Origin of the sequence: Collinsella sp. HCP28S3_G2 (assembly GCF_052065125.1) — a bacterium.
GTDB lineage: Bacteria > Actinomycetota > Coriobacteriia > Coriobacteriales > Coriobacteriaceae > Collinsella.
In genome coordinates, this window is sequence record NZ_JBQHUO010000010.1 from 21,068 (window position 1) to 40,985 (window position 19,918).

Here is a 19,918-nt window from a genome sequence, read left to right on the forward strand (position 1 = left end):
CGAATGCGTATCTACAACAGCGCTACCCATAAAAAGGAAGAGTTCCAGCCCATCGAGCCCGGCAAGGTCCGTATGTACGTGTGCGGACCCACGGTTTACGACAACATCCACATCGGCAACGCCCGCACGTTCATCAGCTTCGATGTGATTCGACGCTGGCTCATCGCGAGCGGCTACGAGGTCACGTTCGCCCAGAACCTTACCGATGTCGACGACAAGATCATCAAGCGTGCCAACGAGCAGGGCCGTACGGCCGCCGAGGTCGCGACGGAGTTCTCGGATAAGTTTATTGGCGTCATGCGCGCTGCCAACGTGCTCGATCCCGATGTGCGCCCCCGCGCCACCAAGGAGATCGGCCCCATGATTGCCATGATCAAGGCGCTCATCGAGCAGGGCCACGCTTACGCCGCCGATAACGGCGACGTGTACTTTGCCGTGCGCAGCGATCCCAACTACGGTCAGGTCTCGGGCCGCAACATCGACGACCTTATGGTGGGTGCGCGCATCGAGGAGAACGAGGACAAGAACGACCCGCTCGACTTTGCGCTGTGGAAGGCCGCCAAGCCCGGCGAGCCCAGCTGGCCGAGCCCCTGGGGCGAGGGCCGTCCCGGTTGGCACACCGAGTGCGCCGCCATGGTGCACCGCTACCTGGGTACCCCGATCGACATTCACGGCGGTGGTTCCGACCTTGCCTTCCCGCATCACGAGAACGAGTGCGCCCAGGCTGCCTGCGCCTGGCACCAGGGCTTTTCCAACACCTGGATGCACACGGGCATGCTGCTGGTCGACGGCGAGAAGATGTCCAAATCGCTTGGTAACTTCTTTACGCTGGCCGAGGTGCTCGAGCAGCACTCCGCTGCCGCCCTGCGTCTGCTGATGCTGCAGACGAGCTATCGCTCGCCGCTCGACTTCTCCTGGGAGCGCCTGGAGGGTGCCGAGAATTCGCTCACGCGTATCGCCGGTACGGTCGAGAACCTGCGCTGGGCCGCGAACCATGCGACGGCCGATGCCGATGAGGCAGCATCTGAGGCGTTTGCCGCCAAGGCTGCCGAGACCCGTGCCACCTTTAAGGAGTGCATGGACGACGACTTTAACACCGCCGGTGCCATGGGCGCCGTCTTTGGTTTTGTCACCGAGTGCAATCAATATCTGGAGCAGGCGGGCGACGCTGCCGACAAGGCCGCGGCTCTTGCTGCCGCCGATACGCTGGTCGAGCTGCTCGATACGTTTGGCGTTGAGCTTCCCGAGCCCAAGGTCGAGCTGCCGCTGGGCCTTTTGGGCGTTGCCGCCGGCTTGGTCGCCTACACTGGTGACGACGTGGACGAGGCCGCTGCCAAGATTCTCGAGGCTCGCGCCGAGGCCCGTGCCGCCAAAAACTGGGAATTGGCAGACGCCATCCGCGATCAGCTCAAGGACCTGGGCCTGACGATTGAAGATACCGCCGCCGGCACCCGTATCAAATCCCTCTAACCCCTGCGGGTTTCCCAAGCACCCGACCGCCCGAGCCACGGCACCTTGCCTTTCAATCGTCGGGCATGGCCCCAAGGTCTATGCCCTCCTCTTTCAAGGCAATCTGCCGCACCTCGGGCGGTCGGTCTATTTGTATCGTTTGATAGTTGTATTTAGGAGGCCGTCCTATGGCCGACAATCGCAAGCGTGCGCCTCGTGGCGGCAAGCAGGCCGCTTCTGGCTCGCGTCCGATTCGCCGAAATGACCGCGCTGCCGCTTCCAAGGGCCAGCGCGATCGCACCCAAGCTGCGCGTCCGCAGCGCGATCGCAACCGCGACGCTGTCCAGGCTCCCAAGGGCGAGTTTATCGAAGGCCGTCGTGCTGCCGTCGAGGCCCTGCGCACCGGTTTTCCCATCAAGTGCGCGCTCATTGCCGAGGGCGGGGAGCGCGATGCCGCCTTGTCTCGTCTGGTCGATGACCTCAACGCCGCGGGTGTCCGCATTAAGTATGTGCCGCGCGCGCAGCTCGATGCGCTGTCGAGCCACGGCGCTCACCAGGGCATTGCACTCGAGGTGGGCAACTTCCCTTATGCCGATGTTGCCGATATCCTCGACCGTGCGGGCGAGGGCCCGGCACTTGTCGTGGTGCTCGACCACGTGACCGATGACGGCAACTTTGGCGCCATCGTGCGCTCCGCCGAGGTCGTGGGCGCGGCGGGCGTCATCATCGCCAACAAGCGTGCCGCCGGCGTGACCGTGGGCAGCTACAAGACCTCAGCCGGCGCCGTCATGCATCTGCCTATCGCGCAGGTCCCCAATATCGCTCGTGCGCTCGACGATCTTAAGGCCGCTGGCTTTTGGGTGGGCGGCGCCTCCGAGCACGCCGAGGGCAGTTGCTGGGATGCTCCCTTCGAGGGCCGCGTGGCGCTTGTCATGGGCTCCGAGGGCGACGGCATCTCGCGCCTGGTGCTCGAGAAATGCGACTTTTTGACCAAGCTTCCTCAGCGTGGCATGACCGAGAGCCTCAACGTTGCCCAGGCAACGACGGCACTGTGCTTTGAGTGGCTACGTCGCAACGCCGGCGAGCTCATGGGGGAGGAGTAGCGCATGTCCAAGAAGAACCGCGCCAAGTCTAAGGCCAAGCGCTTTGGCGAAGGCTCGGCCAAGCCGATTGTCTCGGCCGCGACCTACGGCGTAGGCGGCAATGCGTTTTCGCAGGCTATCGCCGACCCGGTCTCCACGGTGCACTCCAATAAGCCCGAGCTGCTGGTGGTCGACGGCTACAACGTGATCCACTGCACGCCGCGCTACGAAAAGCTCGTGTACGACCATTCCGACGATCCGTATTCCAGCGACGTTCACGATATGGCGCGCACCGCCCTTATCAACGACGTCGCCGCCTTTGCCCAGGGCCGCTACGAGGCCGTAATTGTGTTTGACGGTGCAGGCAATATCTCTAGCGAGCGTCCCAACTTGCCGGCTCGCGGCGTGCGCATCGAGTTTTCGCCGACGGGCGTATCGGCCGATACCGTGGTACAAAAGCTCTGCATTGAGGCGCGCGAGGAAGGCCGCGCGTGCTCCGTTGTATCGAGTGACGGCACAATCCAGGCCGTCGTCATGGGCAAGGGCGTTACGCGTATCTCGAGCCGCATGCTGGTGGACGAGATCAAACAGATCGATAACGACGTCCGCGAGGCAGAGGAAGCTCCGCAGATCAAGATGACTCTGGGCAGTCGCCTGAGCCCCGAGGCACTGGCCAAGCTCAAGGCCCTGCGCGGGAGGTAGGTAAACCTTCTATGGGGAGCTGCTTTCTCGATTGATCAACCAACTGGTTTGTAATCAATGGGTTGCGGCTTGGCATCGCCAAAACGAATAGTTTTTGGTTCTGGCGAACAGATAAAACTATTCGTTCTGACGAATAGTTTTGAGATGTGGTCGGTCAAAGGGCCTGTTGCGCCCCGTCCGCAATTCCTTTATTCTTAATTGGCTTCGCGCGAAAGCGCCAAGTGTGCCAGTGTGGCGCAACGGTAGCGCAACTGATTTGTAATCAGTGGGTTGCGGGTTCGATTCCTGTCACTGGCTCCATGAGAGTTTCGGGCTCTGTTCCCCTGTGGGACAGGGCCCGTTTCTTGTTTTGGCGAGTTGTCGGGCTCGGTATTCGTCTTGTTTTCCAGTTTGTCTCGAGCTGTAACACTAAGACGGGCATTTTGCTTCTATCTGTTACAGATCGAGATGGAAGGTTGAAGGCTGCCCGTCTGTCTCAATCTGTAACAGATAGAAGCGGAATAACGGTCTAGATGTTACAGATTGAGATGAAAGCCACACGCCATTTCTCGTGTTTGCATCGTCGCGCTGACCGAATAATTGACATCCCCGCAAGGCGTTTTGCATATCTCGGTTTAGACTGATAGCTTAGGTGCCAATGAGGCTTGACAGCGATGCAAAAAGCGGCGCCGAGCATTTTGTTTCCAGACGCTGCGTCCGAAGGGCGTTTTATGAATCTGAAGAGCTTTGATAACCAAAACGAGCTGCTTAAAGATGGTCTTATTGAAGCAATCAATAACGGAGATCGAATTTCAGTCGCTGCGGCGCTGTTCTCGATTTATGGATATGGCGAGCTCAAAAAACAGCTTGAGGCATGCGATTCCTTCCGGTTTATTTATACGGAACCGACCTTCTTATCCGTCAAAGCCCAGAAGGAGCAGCGTGAGTACTATATCCCGCGTATGGGGCGCGAGAGCAGTATTGGCGGCACGGACCTCGAGATCAAGCTCAAGAATGAACTTAGGCAGAAAGCCGTCGCTCGTGAATGCGCCGAGTGGATTAGAAAGAAGGCAGAGTTCCGCTCATACCGAGATGCCAATCGCGCGGCCGGTGGTTATCTCGTCGTCGACGGTACCGAGCCTGCGGCGTTCCAGCCTATCGAGGGCCTGACGACGTCCGCCCTGGGTACAACGCCCAGCAAGCAGCTCACTATGACTATGGGCATCCCGGGGGACATGGCGCGCCAGTACCTGTGCCAGTTCAATGCCGCCTGGGATTCGGGCGAGCTTGAGGACGTTACCCAGGCGGTAATCGACTCCATCTCCACCATGTATCGCGAGAACCCGCCCGAGCTGGTCTACTACGCCGCGCTCTACCGCATCTTTAGCGAGTTCCTCGAGGACGTCTCGGTGGATGACCTCGCAAAAGAGGGGACCGGCTTCAAGGAGAGTAAAGTCTGGAACCTGCTCTACGATTTCCAACAGGACGCTGCCCTGGCCATCATCAACAAACTGCAGACCTATAATGGCTGCATCCTCGCAGATAGCGTCGGCCTGGGCAAGACGTTCACCGCGCTCGCGGTCGTCAAGTACTACGAGCTGCTCAACCGCAACGTGCTCGTGCTCTGCCCCAAGCGCCTCTCGGACAACTGGCTCACCTATAAAAAGAACTACGTCAACAACCCCATCGCCGCCGATCGCCTGCGCTACGACGTGCTTTACCACACTGACCTGTCCCGCGATAAGGGAATGACGGTGGAGGGTAACGACCTCGAGAAGTTCAACTGGGGTGCCTACGACCTCGTCGTCATCGACGAGTCCCATAACTTCCGCAACGGTGCAGACACCTCGTCCAAGGTCGAGGACGAGACGCAGGGCAACCGCTTCGAGAGGCTCCTCAACAAGGTGATCAAGGACGGAGTCGAGACGAAGGTTCTGATGCTTTCGGCAACCCCCGTCAACAACAGGTTCCGCGATCTACACAACCAGCTCAAGCTTGCCTATCAGGGCGATCCCGACGCATGGTCGAAAAAGCTCGGACTCGACAAGCCGGTCGATCAGGTATTCCGCGACGCGCAGGCGGCGTTTCGCGACTGGTCGGAGCTGCCCGCGGCCGATAGGACCACGACGGCGCTGACGGACCGGCTCGACTTCAACTTCTTCCAGATTCTCGACCGCGTTACCGTTGCGCGCTCGCGCAGACATGTGCAGCGCTACTACGATGTATCCGCGATCGGTCCGTTCCCCAAGAGGCTTAAGCCGGTATCGTTGCGGCCGAGTCTGGCCACCTCGGACGAGGCGGGCACCTACTCGCAGATAGCCGACACGCTCGCCTCGCTCACGCTCGCGGTCTACCTGCCCACGGTCTATCTCCATCCCAGCGCGGCGCCCAAGTACGCCGACGAGCACGGTCGTCCTCCCACCAGCGGTCGCGAGCAGGGAATGGTCAAGCTCATGTCCTCCATTCTGCTCAAGCGCCTGGAGAGCTCCGTCTACGCCTTTGAGATCACGCTGGGCAAGATTATCGAGGTCATTAGGCACAATCTAAAGGTTATTGAGGACTATCGCGCCGGCGCGTCCGGCGCGTCGGTCGAGGCCGTTGAGTCCTTTGAGTATGAGGAGGGGGACACCGACTTTACGGTCGGCACCAAGAGCAGGTTCTCGCTCGAGGACATGGACTGGATCAGCTGGGAGCGCGATATGCTCAAGGACCTCGAGGCACTCGAGGACATCCGACAGCTTATCGCTCCTATCGATGCCGAGCATGACGCGAAACTGGCCGAGCTCAGGCACGTCATCGCGGACAAGATTGAGAACCCCATAAACCCGGGCAACAAGAAGCTGCTGATCTTTACGGCGTTTGCTGACACGGCGGACTACCTCTACGAGAACATCGGCGCCTACGTCGAGGAGCGCTATGGGCTCGAGGTCGCTGAGGTCGCTGGCGGCTCGCAGAGCGCCCGCTGCTCGATCGAGGGCGTTCGCAACGACATGAACGAGGTCATTACCTGCTTCAGCCCGGTATCGAAGGACCGCGACGTTGCGTATCCGAGGCTCAAGGGCAAGGACATCGACGTGCTCATCGCGACCGACTGTCTTTCCGAAGGCCAGAACCTGCAGGACTGCGACTGCGTCATCAACTACGACATCCACTGGAACCCGGTGCGCATCGTGCAGCGCTTTGGCCGCGTCGACCGTATTGGCTCCAAGAACGCCTGCATCCAGCTCATCAACTTCTGGCCCGATGTTGAGCTCGACGAGTACATCAACCTCAAGGCACGCGTCGAGAACAAGATGCATGCGCTGGTGATGGCATCGACGGGTGATGACGACTATATTAACGAGGACGAGAAGGGCGACTTGGAGTATCGCCGCCAGCAGCTTGAGCGCATGAAGGACGAGGTCGTCGATCTGGAGGATGCCCAGGGCGGCATTTCCATCACCGACCTTGGCCTCAACGACTTCCGTATGGACTTGGTCGAGTACCGGAAGGAGCATCCCGAGATCGAAAACGTCCCATACGGCATCGAGGCGGTCGCTGCCGGCGAAGAGCCGGGCACGATATTTGTGCTGCGCAACGCGAACGGCAACATCGACCGACTCTCCGGCAACCCCATCCATCCCTTCTACCTTGTGTACGTTGGCGAGAACGGGTCGATCCTGCATGGCTATGCCACGCCCAAGGACATCTTGGACGAGATGAGGCGAATCTGTCGAGGCGTCCAGGAGCCGGTTGAAGACCTGTGCCGCGCTTACAACGCTCAGACCGACGACGGGCGTGACATGGCTGCCCAGACGGACCTACTGGCAAGTGCGATCGGCTCCATCGTCGAGGGCAAAAGCGAGTCCGATATCGACAGCTTCTTCAGCGGCGGGACGACGGGCTTTTTGGAGAACGACATTGAGGGCATCGACGACTTTGAGCTCGTGTGCTTCTTGGTGGTGAAAAAACCATGCTAGGACTTCCGGCCACGACTGAGGTGGGCAGGCGTCTGCCCAAAGAGGCCTTCTACCGTCATTTGGATGTCGACGCCGCCACTCGGCGCGACCTTACGGGTGGCGTGGCGTCAATTATCGTCGCGAACTCCATCAAGCCGGCTACGACCAATATCGCCGACGGCAAAGCGGTACACGAGATTCTCGTGCTGCGGATCGATCCCAAAGGGGAACGGGTGCCCGAGCGCGCCGTGCGCCTGGTGAGCAACGCGACGCCCAACAAGACCGTGATTGTTGACGGCGGATCCGGCGATATCGCGATTTGCGAGGAGGGACGCTTGCTGGAGGCACAGGACGTTGAACGTCTTGCCTTGAACGGTTTCGACCTCGACATGGTGTGGGATTCCATGCTTGCTCAGGTCGCGCTCGGAGAATTCGATGGTCACAACGTCTGGGAGAGAATCGATCGCCGTGAGAAAATAGACGGGCTGCGCGCGGAGGTTTCCGCGCTCGATGTCCGCTGCCGCAAGGAACGTCAGATTGCTCGAAAAAACGAGCTATTCCGCCGAATGCGGTCGCTCGAAAAGCAGATTGAGGAGTTGGAGAAGGGGGAGGACTTCAGATGAGGCTATCCGATCAAGAGCTTGACGCAATCCTCGCCGAAGGCGGACTCGAACTGGCGCAGCCGTATTCCGAGAGCTGTGAATACAACGAGGACGATTATCTCTTTACGCGCTGCGTGGCGTGCGGCGCCGAGGCACACTATCGTCTCAAGTACATCCTCAAGAAGAACGAGGACGGCGAGAAGGTCTGTCGTGCGTGCCATTGGAGGTGCTGGTATGTCGAGTGCCGTGACCGCGACTATCCCGGCATCGACCTCGACTGGTTGACGGGCGCCGGCGCGGCAAGGCCGCTGACTGCCATGACGTTCCCCAACGCGTACAAGCTCGCTGCCGCCAACGGTTATGAACTCGTCGAACTTCTTTCTGGGGAGCGTACCGGAGAAGACCTGCTGGTGGTCCGCTGCAAGGCATGCGGCGTCCAGAGTGTCGAGAGGCCATGCGATGTTGCCTGTGGTTGCGGATGCCACGGTGAATCAAGGGGCGTTTCGGTCGGGGAAGAGCATGTCGAAGTTCCCAGGGAGGCGACTCCCGTCGCCTCGGACCGTTATCAAGACGGTACCGCGCGTTTTCTCGTTGACTCTGATGCTCCCTGTGTGGGCTGGTGGGACGAGAAAGCGAATCGCGGCGGCATCCCGAGTGATCTTACCTGCCGTTCACGTCAGGTTTACGCTTGGAAGTGTTCCGAGTGCGGATATGAGTTTCACGCTCCCGTCTATTTGGCTCATTCGATGAGGCGCTGCCCCTATTGCACCGCCCTTAAGGCCATAGAGTTCGATATCAAGTGGGACGCCCTAAGAGAGATGACGGCGTTGGACTTCCCCGAGCTCCTTCTTGCCTGGGATGACGCAAAGGATCCCTCAACTGTCTCTATCACCAGCGGAAACCTGATTCACCTCGAATGTCCGCAGGGACATCATCCGTCGCAGACGCTCTACAGCTATCTCAAGAACGGATGCATGGTGTGCAGGGGCCTTGCTACAAAAGCCCGCCCAGACCAGAGCTATCTCGATACTACGGATCCGGAACTCGCGGCGGAGTGGGTGCGTCCACGGGATGGTGGTAACTACAGCCCAAGCAACGTCAAAGACGGCAGCAAGAGAACTGTTGTCTGGCATTGCATCGCCTGTGGCTATGAGTGGGAGGCGACGGTAAAGGAACGGCAGTACAAGAACTACAACTGCTGTCCTTCATGCGGCAAAGTTATGGGATCGCTTGCTTGGAAGTATCCTCAGCTTGCGGCAGAGTGGAGCCCTCGCAACCCCATTAGTCCCTGGAACATCAAACCCTTTAGCGCCTTGGGCTTTAAGCCCGAATGGGTGTGCAGCCAGAATCCGAATCACGTTTGGCAGATGACCACCAACCTTAGAATCAACAAGGGGCGAGGCTGCCCCTTTTGCGAAAAAGAATCCAAGAAGTAACGAGGAAGAGAAAGCATGGATAAGATCAGTCAGGAGACCCCCGACCTCACGCAAGAGAACATCGCCAAGATCGCCGCGCTCTTCCCCGACGTGGTGACCGAGACCAAAGATGCTGATGGCAACGTCACCCTCGCGGTCGACTTCGACGCGCTGCGCGATGACCTCTCCGGCGAGGTGGTTGACGGCCCGCGCGAGCGCTATCAGTTCACCTGGCCCGGCAAGCGCGAAGCCAAACTTGAGGCGCGTCGCCCCATCAAAAAGACCATGCGTCCCTGCCCCGAGAAGTCCAAGGATTGGGATACCACCGAGAACCTCTACATCGAGGGCGATAACCTCGAGGCCCTCAAGATCATGCGCGAGACCTACGCCGGCAAGGTAAAGCTGATCTACATCGACCCGCCCTACAACACGGGTCACGACTTCGTCTACGATGACGACTTCTCCAAGACGCGCGCGGAATACGACGCCGAGAGTGGCGACTACGACGAGGAGGGCGGCCACCTGGTGGCCAACCCCGAGTCCAACGGCCGCTTCCACTCCGACTGGTGCTCGATGATGTACCCCAGGTTGATGCTAGCCAGGGACATGTTGAGCGAGGATGGCGCGATCTTCATTTCAATCGACGACAACGAGTCCAAGAACCTCCGCGCCATCTGCGACGAGGTATTTGGCGCGTCTTGTTTCGTCGGGGATGTGATTTGGCAGAAGACCTACTCGCCCAGAAACGATTCGAAAGGAATCCCCACTGTAGCGGAGCATATTCTTATTTATTGTAGGGTATCTGGTTGGATTCCGCAACGTTTGCCCAGAACAGAGGCTATGAATGCAGGTTATGGGTCGCCCGATGGCGACAGCTTGCTGTGGTCATCGGGCGACCCGGCCGCGGCTGGGGGAGCCAGTCATCAAGGCATGGTGTACGGAATCCAGCATCCCTTCACTGGACAGTTTATTTACCCGCCAATGGGTTCCCATTGGCGGGTCGGACAACCCGGCCTATTGGACATTCTTTGCCAATGGGCCCCGTATGAACTCAGGGATTTGCATGACGAAGAGGAGCGCGCCAAAGTGTGCGGTATTTCTCCTAAGGAAGTAAGGCCTGGGGTCAAGGCAATCGTGCTATCTGTTCCCGTTGAGGAGGCGGCGAAGATTGCTCGCAAACGTTACGAAGAGGGTTCATGGCCGCTTATGTACTTTACCGGGGGTGGCACCGGGGGGATGCGCCGAAAGCGCTACCTTGACGAGTCCCAGGGTCGTGTTTGCGATAACCTCTGGCTCCATGAGGAGGTCGGTCACACCGATGAGGCCAAGAAAGGCCTTAAAAAACTATTCAACGGTTCCGCGCCCTTCGACACTCCAAAGCCCGTTCGCCTGCTCGATCGCATCCTAACCATCGCCAGCGACAAGGACTCCATTGTCCTGGACTTCTTCTCTGGGTCTGCCACCACAGCAGAAGCCGCTATGCGCAAGAATGCCGAGGACGGCGGCAATAGACGCTTCGTCCTCGTCCAACTGCCCGAAGAGACTTCTGGCGGCTGGGACAACCTGTGTAACGTCGGCGAGGAGCGCATCCGCCGCGCCGGTGAGAAGATTAAGGCCGAAATCGACAAGGACAACGAACAGCTCGAACTCGGCGCCGATCCCAAGTCCGTGCCCGATATCGGTTTCCGCGTGCTGCGTGTAGATGACTCCTGCCTCAAAGATGAGTTCGCTGCACCGGACCAGTACGACCAGACCCAACTCGACCTCTTCGCCGACAATGCCGCCGAAGGCGCTGCGCCGCTCGACCTACTCTTCCAGGTTCTGCCCACATTCCGCATTGAGTACTCCGCCAAGATTGCCGAACGCGAACTCGGCGGTAAAACGTGCTTCGATGTCAACGATGGCCAGCTTATTGCCTGCTTTGACGAAGATGTCGATACTGCGGCATTGGAGGCTATCGCCGAAGAGCGCCCGCTCTACGCCGTCTTCCGCGATGCATGCTTCTCCAACGATGCCGCCGTGGCAAATCTCGAAGAGCTATTCAAAACCTTCAGCCCCGACACCATTCGCAAGGTGATCTAGGGTAATTGCTTATGAGCTCTCTCGCCCTTTCCATGAGGCGAGAGAACTACTTTTATTTCAAAGGGATTCGCCTAGAAAAAGTTGTGGCATCGCTTGGTGACAGTGATGGCAAAGGCTCCGCCAGAACGTTTATTTGAGCACAAAGGCACGGCGCTTTGGTTATGAGGGGAGAGGTTGACCATAAATAGTGAGTAATAAGCAGTTGACTCACCATAACCACTATGTTCCTAGGTTCTATCTACGGCGCTGGTCTTCAAATGGGAATAGCATCTGGGACTACAGAGTCATTGTCGAGGATGAACATGCAAAGTGCTGGAAGACCACTAGCCTTAAATCCGCGGCGACCTGGGATGATTTATATACGCAGCATGTAGATGATGAAGACGACGATAGCGTCGAAGATTATCTGTGTGACCACTTTGAGACCCCGACATCCAGAGTGTTGGAGAAGATTGACGGTGGTCGTGCACTTTCTGCACGTGATTTTATGATTCTTGCTGACTATTGGCTTATTCAATACTTGCGCACACCGGCTTTCATGATGCAAAACGTTAGGCTAACTGAGAGCCTGTTTGATTCAGTGGTCAACAATACTGTCGAATCTGTTAGTAAGCAGCTGATGGATAAAGGCGAAAGACAACACATGAGAAGGGTAGCCAATAAAACCGTTAGGAACCCTTTCCCTCAGCATCCGATAGAAGTCGAATTGAATCGTGAATCACGTGAGATTACCGTTAGGACATCCACTGGCCGTAGCGGATATTTGGCGACGATTAATTCGATGCTAAATGGGATGGTCGGAAATCACGTGCGGAGCTGCAATTGGTCTATTGTTCATGCCCCAGTTGGGTCACACTTTTATACATCCGATAATCCATCGGTCGTTTTTGGACTGAGAGCTGACGGTTCTGTAGCGGTGGGCGATATGGGACTTGGCCAGCGTAACGCTGATTTGGTATTGCCTTTGGATGCTCAAAAAGTGCTATTTGCTCAAGTCGGGAGCAGTTCCCTCGCTTGTCCTCCTGTATTTAGTAAAAGGCAAGTCAATGTAATCAACGAAGCCATCTGTAAGTCGGCTTTCAGGCACATTTACTCAAGAAAGAAGGACAACTCGGTTTGCCGTATTCGGCCTAGGGCCGTTGACGGGGGTCTTGTGCGGGACGAGAGGAACCTGCGCAAATCATGGAATCAAGATCAAGCGAAATTAGAGCGGGAGCATGAGGAGTGGCTAAATATGAATGCTCGAACCAAGGGCTTGCTCTAGCAGAGGGCATGCAAGGTGCTGCCCATGCGCGTCGTTTTGCGAAAGAATTGAATTGCACTGTTGGCTTTATGCTTGCGGTGCTTGCTGTTGACGCTGCGTGCCCCGCTCGTGCACAGTTCACTTATAAATGAACTGTACACGAGCGGGGTTATTTGGACAAAGGCGAAAGGGGCGACATGTGCGATGGTTCCGAACTGGTTGAGTATCGAATTGATGAGTCTCACGTGTTTTGGGAACTAAAGAAGTCGTCGCAATGTCAGTCCGAGCTTCAAAAGGCCATGGCCGATCGGCGCCTTAGGGAGTCCTGCCACAAGCTCTTTTTGCAGCTGGTAAAGATAATCGATTACGGTGTCGCTGCATCGTGCCAAACCGGAAAACTCAGGTGTCTAGATTCGCGTGCAGGTCTTTTTGAGATACAGGGTTTTGACGGTGTGGCTCGCGAGATGGCCTATATCGTATGTAGCGATTCGGCACACATCGTTCTTCTTCGTCGCTTTAGAGGGCATCAGGGCGGCGGAAACATACATAAGGAAATTAAACTCGCAAAAGAACTTGCTATGGAAGCTTCTGTACAGCTTAATCAGCTGGGCAAAGCAAAATAAGGAGGAGCCATAATGGAGACCGTAGATCTTTCATCGTTTATGGAAAAGACAAAGTCTGCGGAGACCATTGCGTATGAACACGCTTTGGAGCTCTCGTATCTTGCGGTAGATGAGATGCGGAGACAGGGGATTACTAAGAAGGAGCTTGCCCAGCGCATGGGCGTGTCGGCTCAGCGTCTTGCCAATATGCTCAACACCCAAACCAATATGACTCTAAAGACTCTTGCGCAATTTGAATTGGCCCTTGGGATACAAATCGATTTCAATTCCGCTCTCGCGTTTACCTCTGAGCTTCCGTATCGGACCGAATCGAGGATGGAGGGCGTTGATAGCTGGCGCGGTGAAAAGGTTCAGCGTAGCGATGACTCGATGCAGGGAAAAAGCTCCGCTGAGCATTTGACGATGATAAAGGGAGGCTTGGCGGCATGATGGAAAATGCAATTATCGCGTCTATTCAGCTCGATGACCTGTTCTTGGTAAGGTCTTCATTTCAGATCGCGGATTCGCCCGCAGATAACATGGACCAGCGACTTGGGCTGGATTTCTCGATTAAACAGCTTGACGTCGATGGCGACGAGGGCTTGGTTGCCCTTTACCTTACGGTGGAAACATCGCTTATCGATCGCGAACACAACGAGGATAAGATGTCTGCGAGTGTCCAAGTATTTGCTTCGGCGCATGCAGCACTGCCACAGGGCATTACCGAGGAGCAGGCAAAAGAGTATTTGCTCTCCAATGCCATTGCCATGGCATACGGTCACGCTAAGACGTGCATCATGACCATGGCGGGCCTCTCGCCGGCGGGTCCGGTTATGATTCCTGCAATCCTTCCGCTTGATATTGCGCGCGATTATCTGGCGGGAACTGCAGGGGGCGACAAGGAATAGGTGCGGCATCTCGTTATGATGCTGTTGCTCTAAAGGCCACGAGATGCGTAAACTATGCGAGAGGATTACTACCAGGTTTATTCATACGCATCGGGATGGCGGGGGCAGTGCGGATGCAGTTTAAGTTTAAAATTCAGCCGTATCAGACTGAGGCTGCGCGCGCGGTGACCGATGTCTTTGCCGGTCAGCCCAATTCTGGCGCCTCGCTCTATTTGCGTGATCTCGGTCGCGCGGTGGGCGGTGACGGCACCGAGGCACTGCCGGGCTTCGAGACGCAAGTCCAGGCGTCCGAGGGCTACGCGAATGCCCCCATTGCCCTTGGCTCCGCTACGCTGCTCGAGAACATTCACAAGGTGCAGCGCCGCAATCGAATCATTGAGTCTTCGTCGCTTGCCACCGGCCCTGCTCTGGTAAACCTCGACGTGGAGATGGAGACGGGCACGGGCAAGACTTATGTCTACACCAAGACCATGTTCGAGCTCAACCGCCTTTACGGCTGGACTAAGTTCATCATCGTGGTGCCGTCCGTCGCCATCCGCGAGGGCGTCTACAAATCGCTTAAGAATACCGAGCAGCACTTTTTTGAGCAGTACGGTAAGGCCATTCGCTACTTTGTCTACAACAGCAGCCGCCTGGGTGATATAGACCGGTTCTCAGCGAGTTCCGATATCAACGTCATGGTCATCAACATGCAGGCGTTCAATACGTCTATGAAGGAGGGCGGGCGCTCCAAGGAGGCCCGTATCATGTACTCCGAGCGCGATGAGTTCGCAAGCCGTCGCCCCATCGACGTGATCGCCGCCAACAACCCCATCGTCATCCTGGACGAGCCGCAGAAGATGGGCGGCAGGGCCACCCAGGCGGGCATCGCCCGTTTCCGTCCCATCGCGTGTCTCAACTATTCGGCGACGCATCGCGATCACCACGATGCTGTTTATGTCCTGGACGCGCTTGACGCATTCAACCAACGTCTGGTCAAGCGCATCGAGGTTAAGGGCTTCGAACTCAAGAACATGCGCGGTACCGATGGTTACCTGTATCTTCAGGACATCAAGATCTCCAAGAACAAGCCGCCCCAGGCGGTCATCGAGTTCAAGAAGCTCAACCCTTCTGGCTCTATCTCCAAACGTGCGCAGGGCTTCTACGAGCAAGATGACATCTATCCCGCGTCCGGCGAGCTCGAGGCGTATCGAGATGGGTTCACCGTGTCCGAGATCGTCCCGGACAGCGATGCCCAGCTGGGCTACGTCAAGTTCCTCAACGGCATCGAGCTTTGTCGCGGCGACGTCTACGGCGATTCTTCCGATCGCGATATGCGCCGCGTGCAGATTCGCGAGACCATCAAAAGCCACCTGGAGAAGGAGGAAGCGCTGTTCGCGCGCGGCATCAAGTGCCTGTCGCTCTTCTTTATCGACGAGGTCGCCAAGTATCGTGTGTACGATGACGACGGCGAGGAGGGCCTGGGGGAGTACGGCCATATCTTTGAGGAGGAATATGCGCGCGCCATCGAGGAGTATGGCCGTGGGCAGCAGAATCTCGATGCCTCGCTCGATGCGGGCCTTGGTGAAGTACGTCGCCGCTACCTGGAATGGCTGCGCGGCATCGACGTCCATGCGACGCACAAGGGATACTTCTCCATCGACAAGAAAGGACATTCGGTTAACTCTAAGCTCAAGCGCGGCAGCGATGAGTCTGATGACGAGAGCGCCTACGATCTCATCCTCAAGGACAAGGAGCGCTTGCTGTCGTTCGATGAGCCCACGCGCTTCATCTTTAGCCACTCCGCCCTGCGCGAGGGCTGGGACAACCCCAACGTGTTCCAGATCTGCACGCTCAAGCATTCCGACTCCGAGACCGGTAAGCGCCAGGAGGTGGGCCGCGGCCTGCGCCTGTGCGTGAACCGGGAGGGCGAGCGACAGGACCTGGAGGCGCTGGGCGAGCAGGAGGTGCAGCGCGTCAACACGCTCACCGTCATCGCCACCGAGAGCTACAGCGACTTCACGAAGTCCCTGCAGAAGGACATCAACGATGCCCTGCGCGAGCGTCCCAAGGCGGTCACGGAGGAGTTCCTCAAGGGCTTTGCCGTTCAGGCGGACGAGGAGAAGACCTATGCGCTCACGCAGGAAGACGCGCACGATGTCTACTTCGCGCTCGTACAGTACGGCCTCATCGATCGCGAGGGCGTGCCTACGCAGAAGTTCAAGGAATCGGGCCTCACGTCCGTTACCGACGACGACCTGCCCGAGCATCTCTATGCCTATCGCAAGGATATCGAGGCACTGGTGAAGAGCGTCTACGACGAGCATGCGCTCGACGACTACATCCGTAACGGCAACGAGCCCAAGGTTCGCGAAAATCCGCTCAACGCCAACTTCGCGCGTGCCGAGTTCCAGGAACTTTGGAACAAGATCAACTCCAAGCACTCCTACACCGTCGATTTTGACGACGATGAGCTGCGGGCTAAGGCAATCGACCGTATTAACCGCGAACTGTTTGTGGCCAAGGCGTCCTACGTCATGACGACCGCCGCGCAGCGTTCGACCCAGACGCGGGAGAACCTTGAACGCGGTGAGTCGTTCGGCGATGCCACGAGGCGCGACTACGAGGTGGGCGAGGATGTCTCGGGCGTTACGTACGACCTGCTGGGTGAAGTCGCAACCGCGGCACGCATCACGCGCAGGAGCGCGGCGGCGATCCTCAAGGGCATAGCCCCCGTCAAGTTCCGCATGTTCCGCGATAACCCTGAGGAGTTTATCGCCAAGGTCTCCCGTTGCATCCTGGCCGAGAAGGCGACGATGGTGGTGGACCACATCACGTACCATAAACTCGACGAGCGATACGATTCCACCATCTTCGCCGAGCGCATGCCCGAGAACGTTGGCCGGGCGCTGGAGACGAGCCGCTGCATCCAGGACTACGTGTTTTGGGATTCCGAGGGCGAGCGCGATTTCGCACGAGACCTCGATTCTGCTGAGGGTAAGGTTGCGGTTTACGCCAAGCTGCCGAGGTCCTTTAAGATCCCGACGCCGGTGGGCAACTATGCGCCTGACTGGGCCATCGCCTTCGAGAAGGGGAGCGTGCGCCACGTGTTCTTCGTCGCGGAGACCAAGGGTAGCATGGACAGTCTCACGCTGCGCGACATCGAGCGCGGCAAGATCGCCTGCGCGCGCAAGCTTTTCAATGAGTTCTCGGACGAGGACGTGCGTTATGACGTGGTGCACAGCTACGAGGATTTGCTGACCGTAATCCAGGGGACGGAGTAATCCCTGATTCCTGTTGCCTTCCGATTGGGGCGTTGAGATGCCGACAGTTATCGATATCGATCAATTTCCGTCGATGGGGGAACGACGTTACGCGGTGGCGTGGTTGGATTCTCCGATGCCGCATTATGGGAAGCTTGCCTTGGTGGGCAATTACGTTCTCGAGACCGAGCTCTTCCATTTTCGATTTTCTGACCCGGATGACATCTTGAAGCGTCCCTTTATCGGTCTCGGTTGGGATAAGGTTGATATTCCGCCTGATGTGCTTTTTGCCGAGGACGTTATCCCTGTTCCCATCAAACGGCCGAGCGGACGACGTGACATTTCGAGCCTTTCCGGCATGTTCGAGCCCCAGGTCGAAAGCATTCTCGGTAGAGAGCGATATGAGGAAGATGATGGAGAGTGGGCTGACGTGTCTTCCCAGATTGTCCGCTCGATGACTCCGGCTCGCGAAAAATCTGGCGGGCAGAATTCGAGATGTGGTTGAATACGCGTTTTGGCTATCGTCTAAGCAAGAAGGATTTCGAGGCCATCTTCGAGATTCGCGGGCTGGAGCCAAATGAATGGACCGGTCGGTTCGTTGAAGATCTGCTGCTGATCAAATCAAAATGGCGTCGCTGGTGAATCCCGTCTTCCAATTATTGGGAGACTTGCATTGCGGTTTGGGGCGTCGCTATAAAGTCCGAATCGAACCACACGTACATGAATTGAAGCGTGTGGTTCGATTCCAGCGCACAGCTATTTTCGATTACCCGCCGTTAGCTTAAAAGCGACGAGGTACAAGATGCCGCCGATAACGTACATGCAGGCATCAAGCGGATCTGGGGTACTAAACTTGAGCACCATGGGCGCAAGTACTTCCCAGCAGATTGAGCATCCCACCGATAATGCCAAGCTACTTGCGAAGTTGCATATCGGCGTTTTCCCGCTCACCGTTTCGCAGAGGACGTTTACGTAGGCGGGAAAAATGATTCCTCCGCACAGATCTCCGAGCTGATAATGGGCGAAGTCGTAGGGGAGGAAAAAGTCGAAGCTCGCGATATATCTGTTAACGAGATACACGATGCCGGCAAGCAGCGGCAGAAGATTTGCGCTGGAAATAAGCGCAGATCTGAATCGTTTAGCCACAGACCGCAAACATAGTCAGGCCAAGGCAAATGCCCAAAGCAATGATGATGATCTGGCTGCAGCCGTTACCCGAAGGGACCATGACACTCTCTTTCTCGATACATTAGTAAATTAAAGTATGCCACAGGAGGCAGCGTATTTGTTGAGCAACAACCTGTGGCTGATACCGTGTTACACGGCCTTGCGTCGGCTGAGGCATCAGCCGAATGACCTGGCACCTGTCGTGATGGCGCTCGACAATGGCGTGAGCACCGTCTACGCCCGTGACGGGCTATCGGTAGAACACATCATCTGGCTTCGAATAATGGGGGCGAGTGCGAGTATTGGCGTTCCTCGAAGCGCTCGTTGCGCTCACCGATTAATAGGCAACCTGTTGGGACTCATTGTGTAGCCCGATTTAAACTGCTGGCTTGGGTGCCGCATGCATTTCGCATGGTCGCGGGAGGCTGTGCAACCGCCTGACGCTATTTATGAGTCATGAGCTGTTTTGGTTATGCGAGATATCGAAAGGAATTCTAGGATGTCTGTAGATCTGAAAACAGTAGAAGATGCGATGAGCCTTGCGGCGAAGGTCCTGGTTGCGGCCGCGGACGTCATTGATGGCGCAAAGCAGCTCGGCGTCGATGTCGAAGCTGTCGGCGGCGCTGTAAAGGATGCTGTGGATGGTGCCGCTAACGGTGCACGTGTCGTTGCCGATGGTATTGGCAAGGGGCTCGGTGTCGCGGCCGATGGCTTTGGCGCGGCAGTTGGCGCGCTGGGCGGCGCCGCGAAAGCGTTGCAGGACTCAAGAGAGGCCGCCGAGGCTCGCAAGAAGATCAACGCCGCAAGACAGTCGATTTTCGAAAGTGCGTCGACGGCGATGCCCCTGCACAAGTTTGTCTGCCAGCAGGAAAAGGCTGCCGATGCCGCGTTTAACGGCTTTGATATGCCTGGCTGCTACCTTATCGCAAAGTATCAAAAGGGCGATCACGATAAGAACTACAGTGACTATCTGGGAATTTATGTGGGCTCAAGCGAGCACATGTCGGAGGATATCGTTTCCACGCCCACGCGCTTGGGCGATCCGGATGTCTATGCCGATTACAAGTATCATCAAAACGTGATGCTGTTCGTGTTCCCCTGCGAGCTAAAGGACCTCGATGAACGTCGCGAACTCCTGCTGCGCTCGTTTGAAGGCAGCAGGCTCTACAACGGATCTGAGGTACTGGCTTAAGAGCTTGGTTGGGGTTAGTTGACAATCTAGATCTGTAACACGAGGACGAGCGTTCAGCTCCCAGCTGTTACAGATTTAGACAATCTAGGGTCGAGCTGAGAAGTGTCTCAATCTGTAACAACTAGGGAAGGAAAACCGTTCTAACTGTTACAGAATGAGACGTAAGCTAGGGTCTCTGCGAAACATCTCAATCTGTAACAGATAGGGGAGAAAATGTTCTCTAAATGTTACAGATCGAGACAAAGGCCGGACCGGTCCCAGTCATCCTGGTTGAGCGAGGATATTCGGACGCACGAGGATCGTTATCGAAAGTCG

Annotated in this window: 15 protein-coding genes and 1 tRNA gene; 15 read left to right on the forward strand and 1 reads right to left on the reverse strand. The window is 57.0% G+C overall.

What is annotated here, in order from left to right; genetic code table 11:
* The first annotated feature begins 3 nt into the window (after positions 1-3).
* The 14 genes from cysS (at position 4) to ACTNB2_RS06795 (ending at position 17,749) form a co-directional block, all read left to right on the forward strand.
* Positions 4-1,470 carry a cysteine--tRNA ligase gene (cysS, locus tag ACTNB2_RS06730; protein WP_441042403.1) on the forward strand — a complete coding sequence of 489 codons (1,467 nt, stop codon included), beginning with the start codon at positions 4-6 and terminating at the stop codon, positions 1,468-1,470.
* Between the two features lie 167 nt (positions 1,471-1,637).
* The gene (gene rlmB, locus ACTNB2_RS06735) at positions 1,638-2,552 is read left to right on the forward strand and encodes a 23S rRNA (guanosine(2251)-2'-O)-methyltransferase RlmB (RefSeq protein WP_427796169.1); all 915 of its coding nucleotides are present in this window, start codon (positions 1,638-1,640) and stop codon (positions 2,550-2,552) included.
* Between the two features lie 3 nt (positions 2,553-2,555).
* On the forward strand, positions 2,556-3,233 hold the full coding sequence (locus ACTNB2_RS06740) for an NYN domain-containing protein (protein ID WP_441042400.1): 678 nt from the start codon (positions 2,556-2,558) through the stop codon (positions 3,231-3,233).
* Positions 3,234-3,458: 225 nt separating this feature from the next.
* Positions 3,459-3,533, forward strand: a tRNA-Thr gene (locus ACTNB2_RS06745).
* A 410-nt stretch (positions 3,534-3,943) separates the two neighbouring features.
* Positions 3,944-7,171 (forward strand): helicase-related protein, encoded by a 3,228-nt coding sequence (locus ACTNB2_RS06750; protein WP_441032121.1) that lies wholly within the window; start codon positions 3,944-3,946, stop codon positions 7,169-7,171.
* On the forward strand, positions 7,165-7,773 hold the full coding sequence (locus ACTNB2_RS06755) for a DUF4391 domain-containing protein (RefSeq protein ID WP_441042397.1): 609 nt from the start codon (positions 7,165-7,167) through the stop codon (positions 7,771-7,773). The genes ACTNB2_RS06750 and ACTNB2_RS06755 overlap by 7 nt, the downstream gene beginning before the upstream one ends.
* Positions 7,770-9,188 (forward strand): zinc-ribbon domain-containing protein, encoded by a 1,419-nt coding sequence (locus ACTNB2_RS06760; RefSeq protein WP_441032125.1) that lies wholly within the window; start codon positions 7,770-7,772, stop codon positions 9,186-9,188. The genes ACTNB2_RS06755 and ACTNB2_RS06760 overlap by 4 nt, the downstream gene beginning before the upstream one ends.
* Positions 9,189-9,203: 15 nt before the next feature.
* On the forward strand, positions 9,204-11,249 hold the full coding sequence (locus tag ACTNB2_RS06765) for a site-specific DNA-methyltransferase (protein ID WP_441044581.1): 2,046 nt from the start codon (positions 9,204-9,206) through the stop codon (positions 11,247-11,249).
* A 187-nt stretch (positions 11,250-11,436) separates the two neighbouring features.
* On the forward strand, positions 11,437-12,513 hold the full coding sequence (locus ACTNB2_RS06770) for a DUF4238 domain-containing protein (protein ID WP_441042394.1): 1,077 nt from the start codon (positions 11,437-11,439) through the stop codon (positions 12,511-12,513).
* Positions 12,514-12,689: 176 nt separating this feature from the next.
* Entirely contained in the window at positions 12,690-13,115 is a 426-nt protein-coding gene (locus tag ACTNB2_RS06775) for a hypothetical protein (protein ID WP_441042391.1), read from the forward strand.
* A 12-nt stretch (positions 13,116-13,127) separates the two neighbouring features.
* Positions 13,128-13,544 (forward strand): helix-turn-helix transcriptional regulator, encoded by a 417-nt coding sequence (locus ACTNB2_RS06780; RefSeq protein ID WP_441042389.1) that lies wholly within the window; start codon positions 13,128-13,130, stop codon positions 13,542-13,544.
* Positions 13,541-14,002 (forward strand): hypothetical protein, encoded by a 462-nt coding sequence (locus tag ACTNB2_RS06785; protein ID WP_441042386.1) that lies wholly within the window; start codon positions 13,541-13,543, stop codon positions 14,000-14,002. Before ACTNB2_RS06780 ends, ACTNB2_RS06785 begins: the two co-directional genes overlap by 4 nt.
* Positions 14,003-14,115: 113 nt before the next feature.
* On the forward strand, positions 14,116-17,265 hold the full coding sequence (locus ACTNB2_RS06790; protein ID WP_441042384.1) for a type III restriction-modification system endonuclease: 3,150 nt from the start codon (positions 14,116-14,118) through the stop codon (positions 17,263-17,265).
* 37 nt (positions 17,266-17,302) lie between these two features.
* The gene (locus ACTNB2_RS06795; protein WP_441042381.1) at positions 17,303-17,749 is read left to right on the forward strand and encodes a hypothetical protein; all 447 of its coding nucleotides are present in this window, start codon (positions 17,303-17,305) and stop codon (positions 17,747-17,749) included.
* Between the two features lie 251 nt (positions 17,750-18,000).
* Here the strand turns inward: ACTNB2_RS06795 and ACTNB2_RS06800 are convergent, their stop codons facing one another.
* Entirely contained in the window at positions 18,001-18,390 is a 390-nt protein-coding gene (locus ACTNB2_RS06800) for a hypothetical protein (protein ID WP_441044583.1), read from the reverse strand.
* A gap of 520 nt (positions 18,391-18,910) precedes the next feature.
* Here ACTNB2_RS06800 and ACTNB2_RS06805 point away from each other — a divergent pair.
* Positions 18,911-19,603 (forward strand): hypothetical protein, encoded by a 693-nt coding sequence (locus ACTNB2_RS06805; protein ID WP_441042002.1) that lies wholly within the window; start codon positions 18,911-18,913, stop codon positions 19,601-19,603.
* Positions 19,604-19,918: the final 315 nt, after the last annotated feature.

What these genes read in the sequence shown, in the direction of transcription:
- ACTNB2_RS06780 (WP_441042389.1), top strand. Translation starts at nt 13,128, where the DNA reads ATGGAGACCGTAGATCTTTCATCGTTTATGGAAAAGACAAAGTCTGCG.
- rlmB (WP_427796169.1), top strand. Translation starts at nt 1,638, where the DNA reads ATGGCCGACAATCGCAAGCGTGCGCCTCGTGGCGGCAAGCAGGCCGCT.
- cysS (WP_441042403.1), top strand. Translation starts at nt 4, where the DNA reads ATGCGTATCTACAACAGCGCTACCCATAAAAAGGAAGAGTTCCAGCCC.
- ACTNB2_RS06750 (WP_441032121.1), top strand. Translation starts at nt 3,944, where the DNA reads ATGAATCTGAAGAGCTTTGATAACCAAAACGAGCTGCTTAAAGATGGT.
- ACTNB2_RS06760 (WP_441032125.1), top strand. Translation starts at nt 7,770, where the DNA reads ATGAGGCTATCCGATCAAGAGCTTGACGCAATCCTCGCCGAAGGCGGA.
- ACTNB2_RS06790 (WP_441042384.1), top strand. Translation starts at nt 14,116, where the DNA reads ATGCAGTTTAAGTTTAAAATTCAGCCGTATCAGACTGAGGCTGCGCGC.
- ACTNB2_RS06795 (WP_441042381.1), top strand. Translation starts at nt 17,303, where the DNA reads ATGCCGACAGTTATCGATATCGATCAATTTCCGTCGATGGGGGAACGA.
- ACTNB2_RS06765 (WP_441044581.1), top strand. Translation starts at nt 9,204, where the DNA reads ATGGATAAGATCAGTCAGGAGACCCCCGACCTCACGCAAGAGAACATC.
- ACTNB2_RS06755 (WP_441042397.1), top strand. Translation starts at nt 7,165, where the DNA reads ATGCTAGGACTTCCGGCCACGACTGAGGTGGGCAGGCGTCTGCCCAAA.
- ACTNB2_RS06775 (WP_441042391.1), top strand. Translation starts at nt 12,690, where the DNA reads ATGTGCGATGGTTCCGAACTGGTTGAGTATCGAATTGATGAGTCTCAC.
- ACTNB2_RS06740 (WP_441042400.1), top strand. Translation starts at nt 2,556, where the DNA reads ATGTCCAAGAAGAACCGCGCCAAGTCTAAGGCCAAGCGCTTTGGCGAA.
- ACTNB2_RS06785 (WP_441042386.1), top strand. Translation starts at nt 13,541, where the DNA reads ATGATGGAAAATGCAATTATCGCGTCTATTCAGCTCGATGACCTGTTC.
- ACTNB2_RS06805 (WP_441042002.1), top strand. Translation starts at nt 18,911, where the DNA reads ATGTCTGTAGATCTGAAAACAGTAGAAGATGCGATGAGCCTTGCGGCG.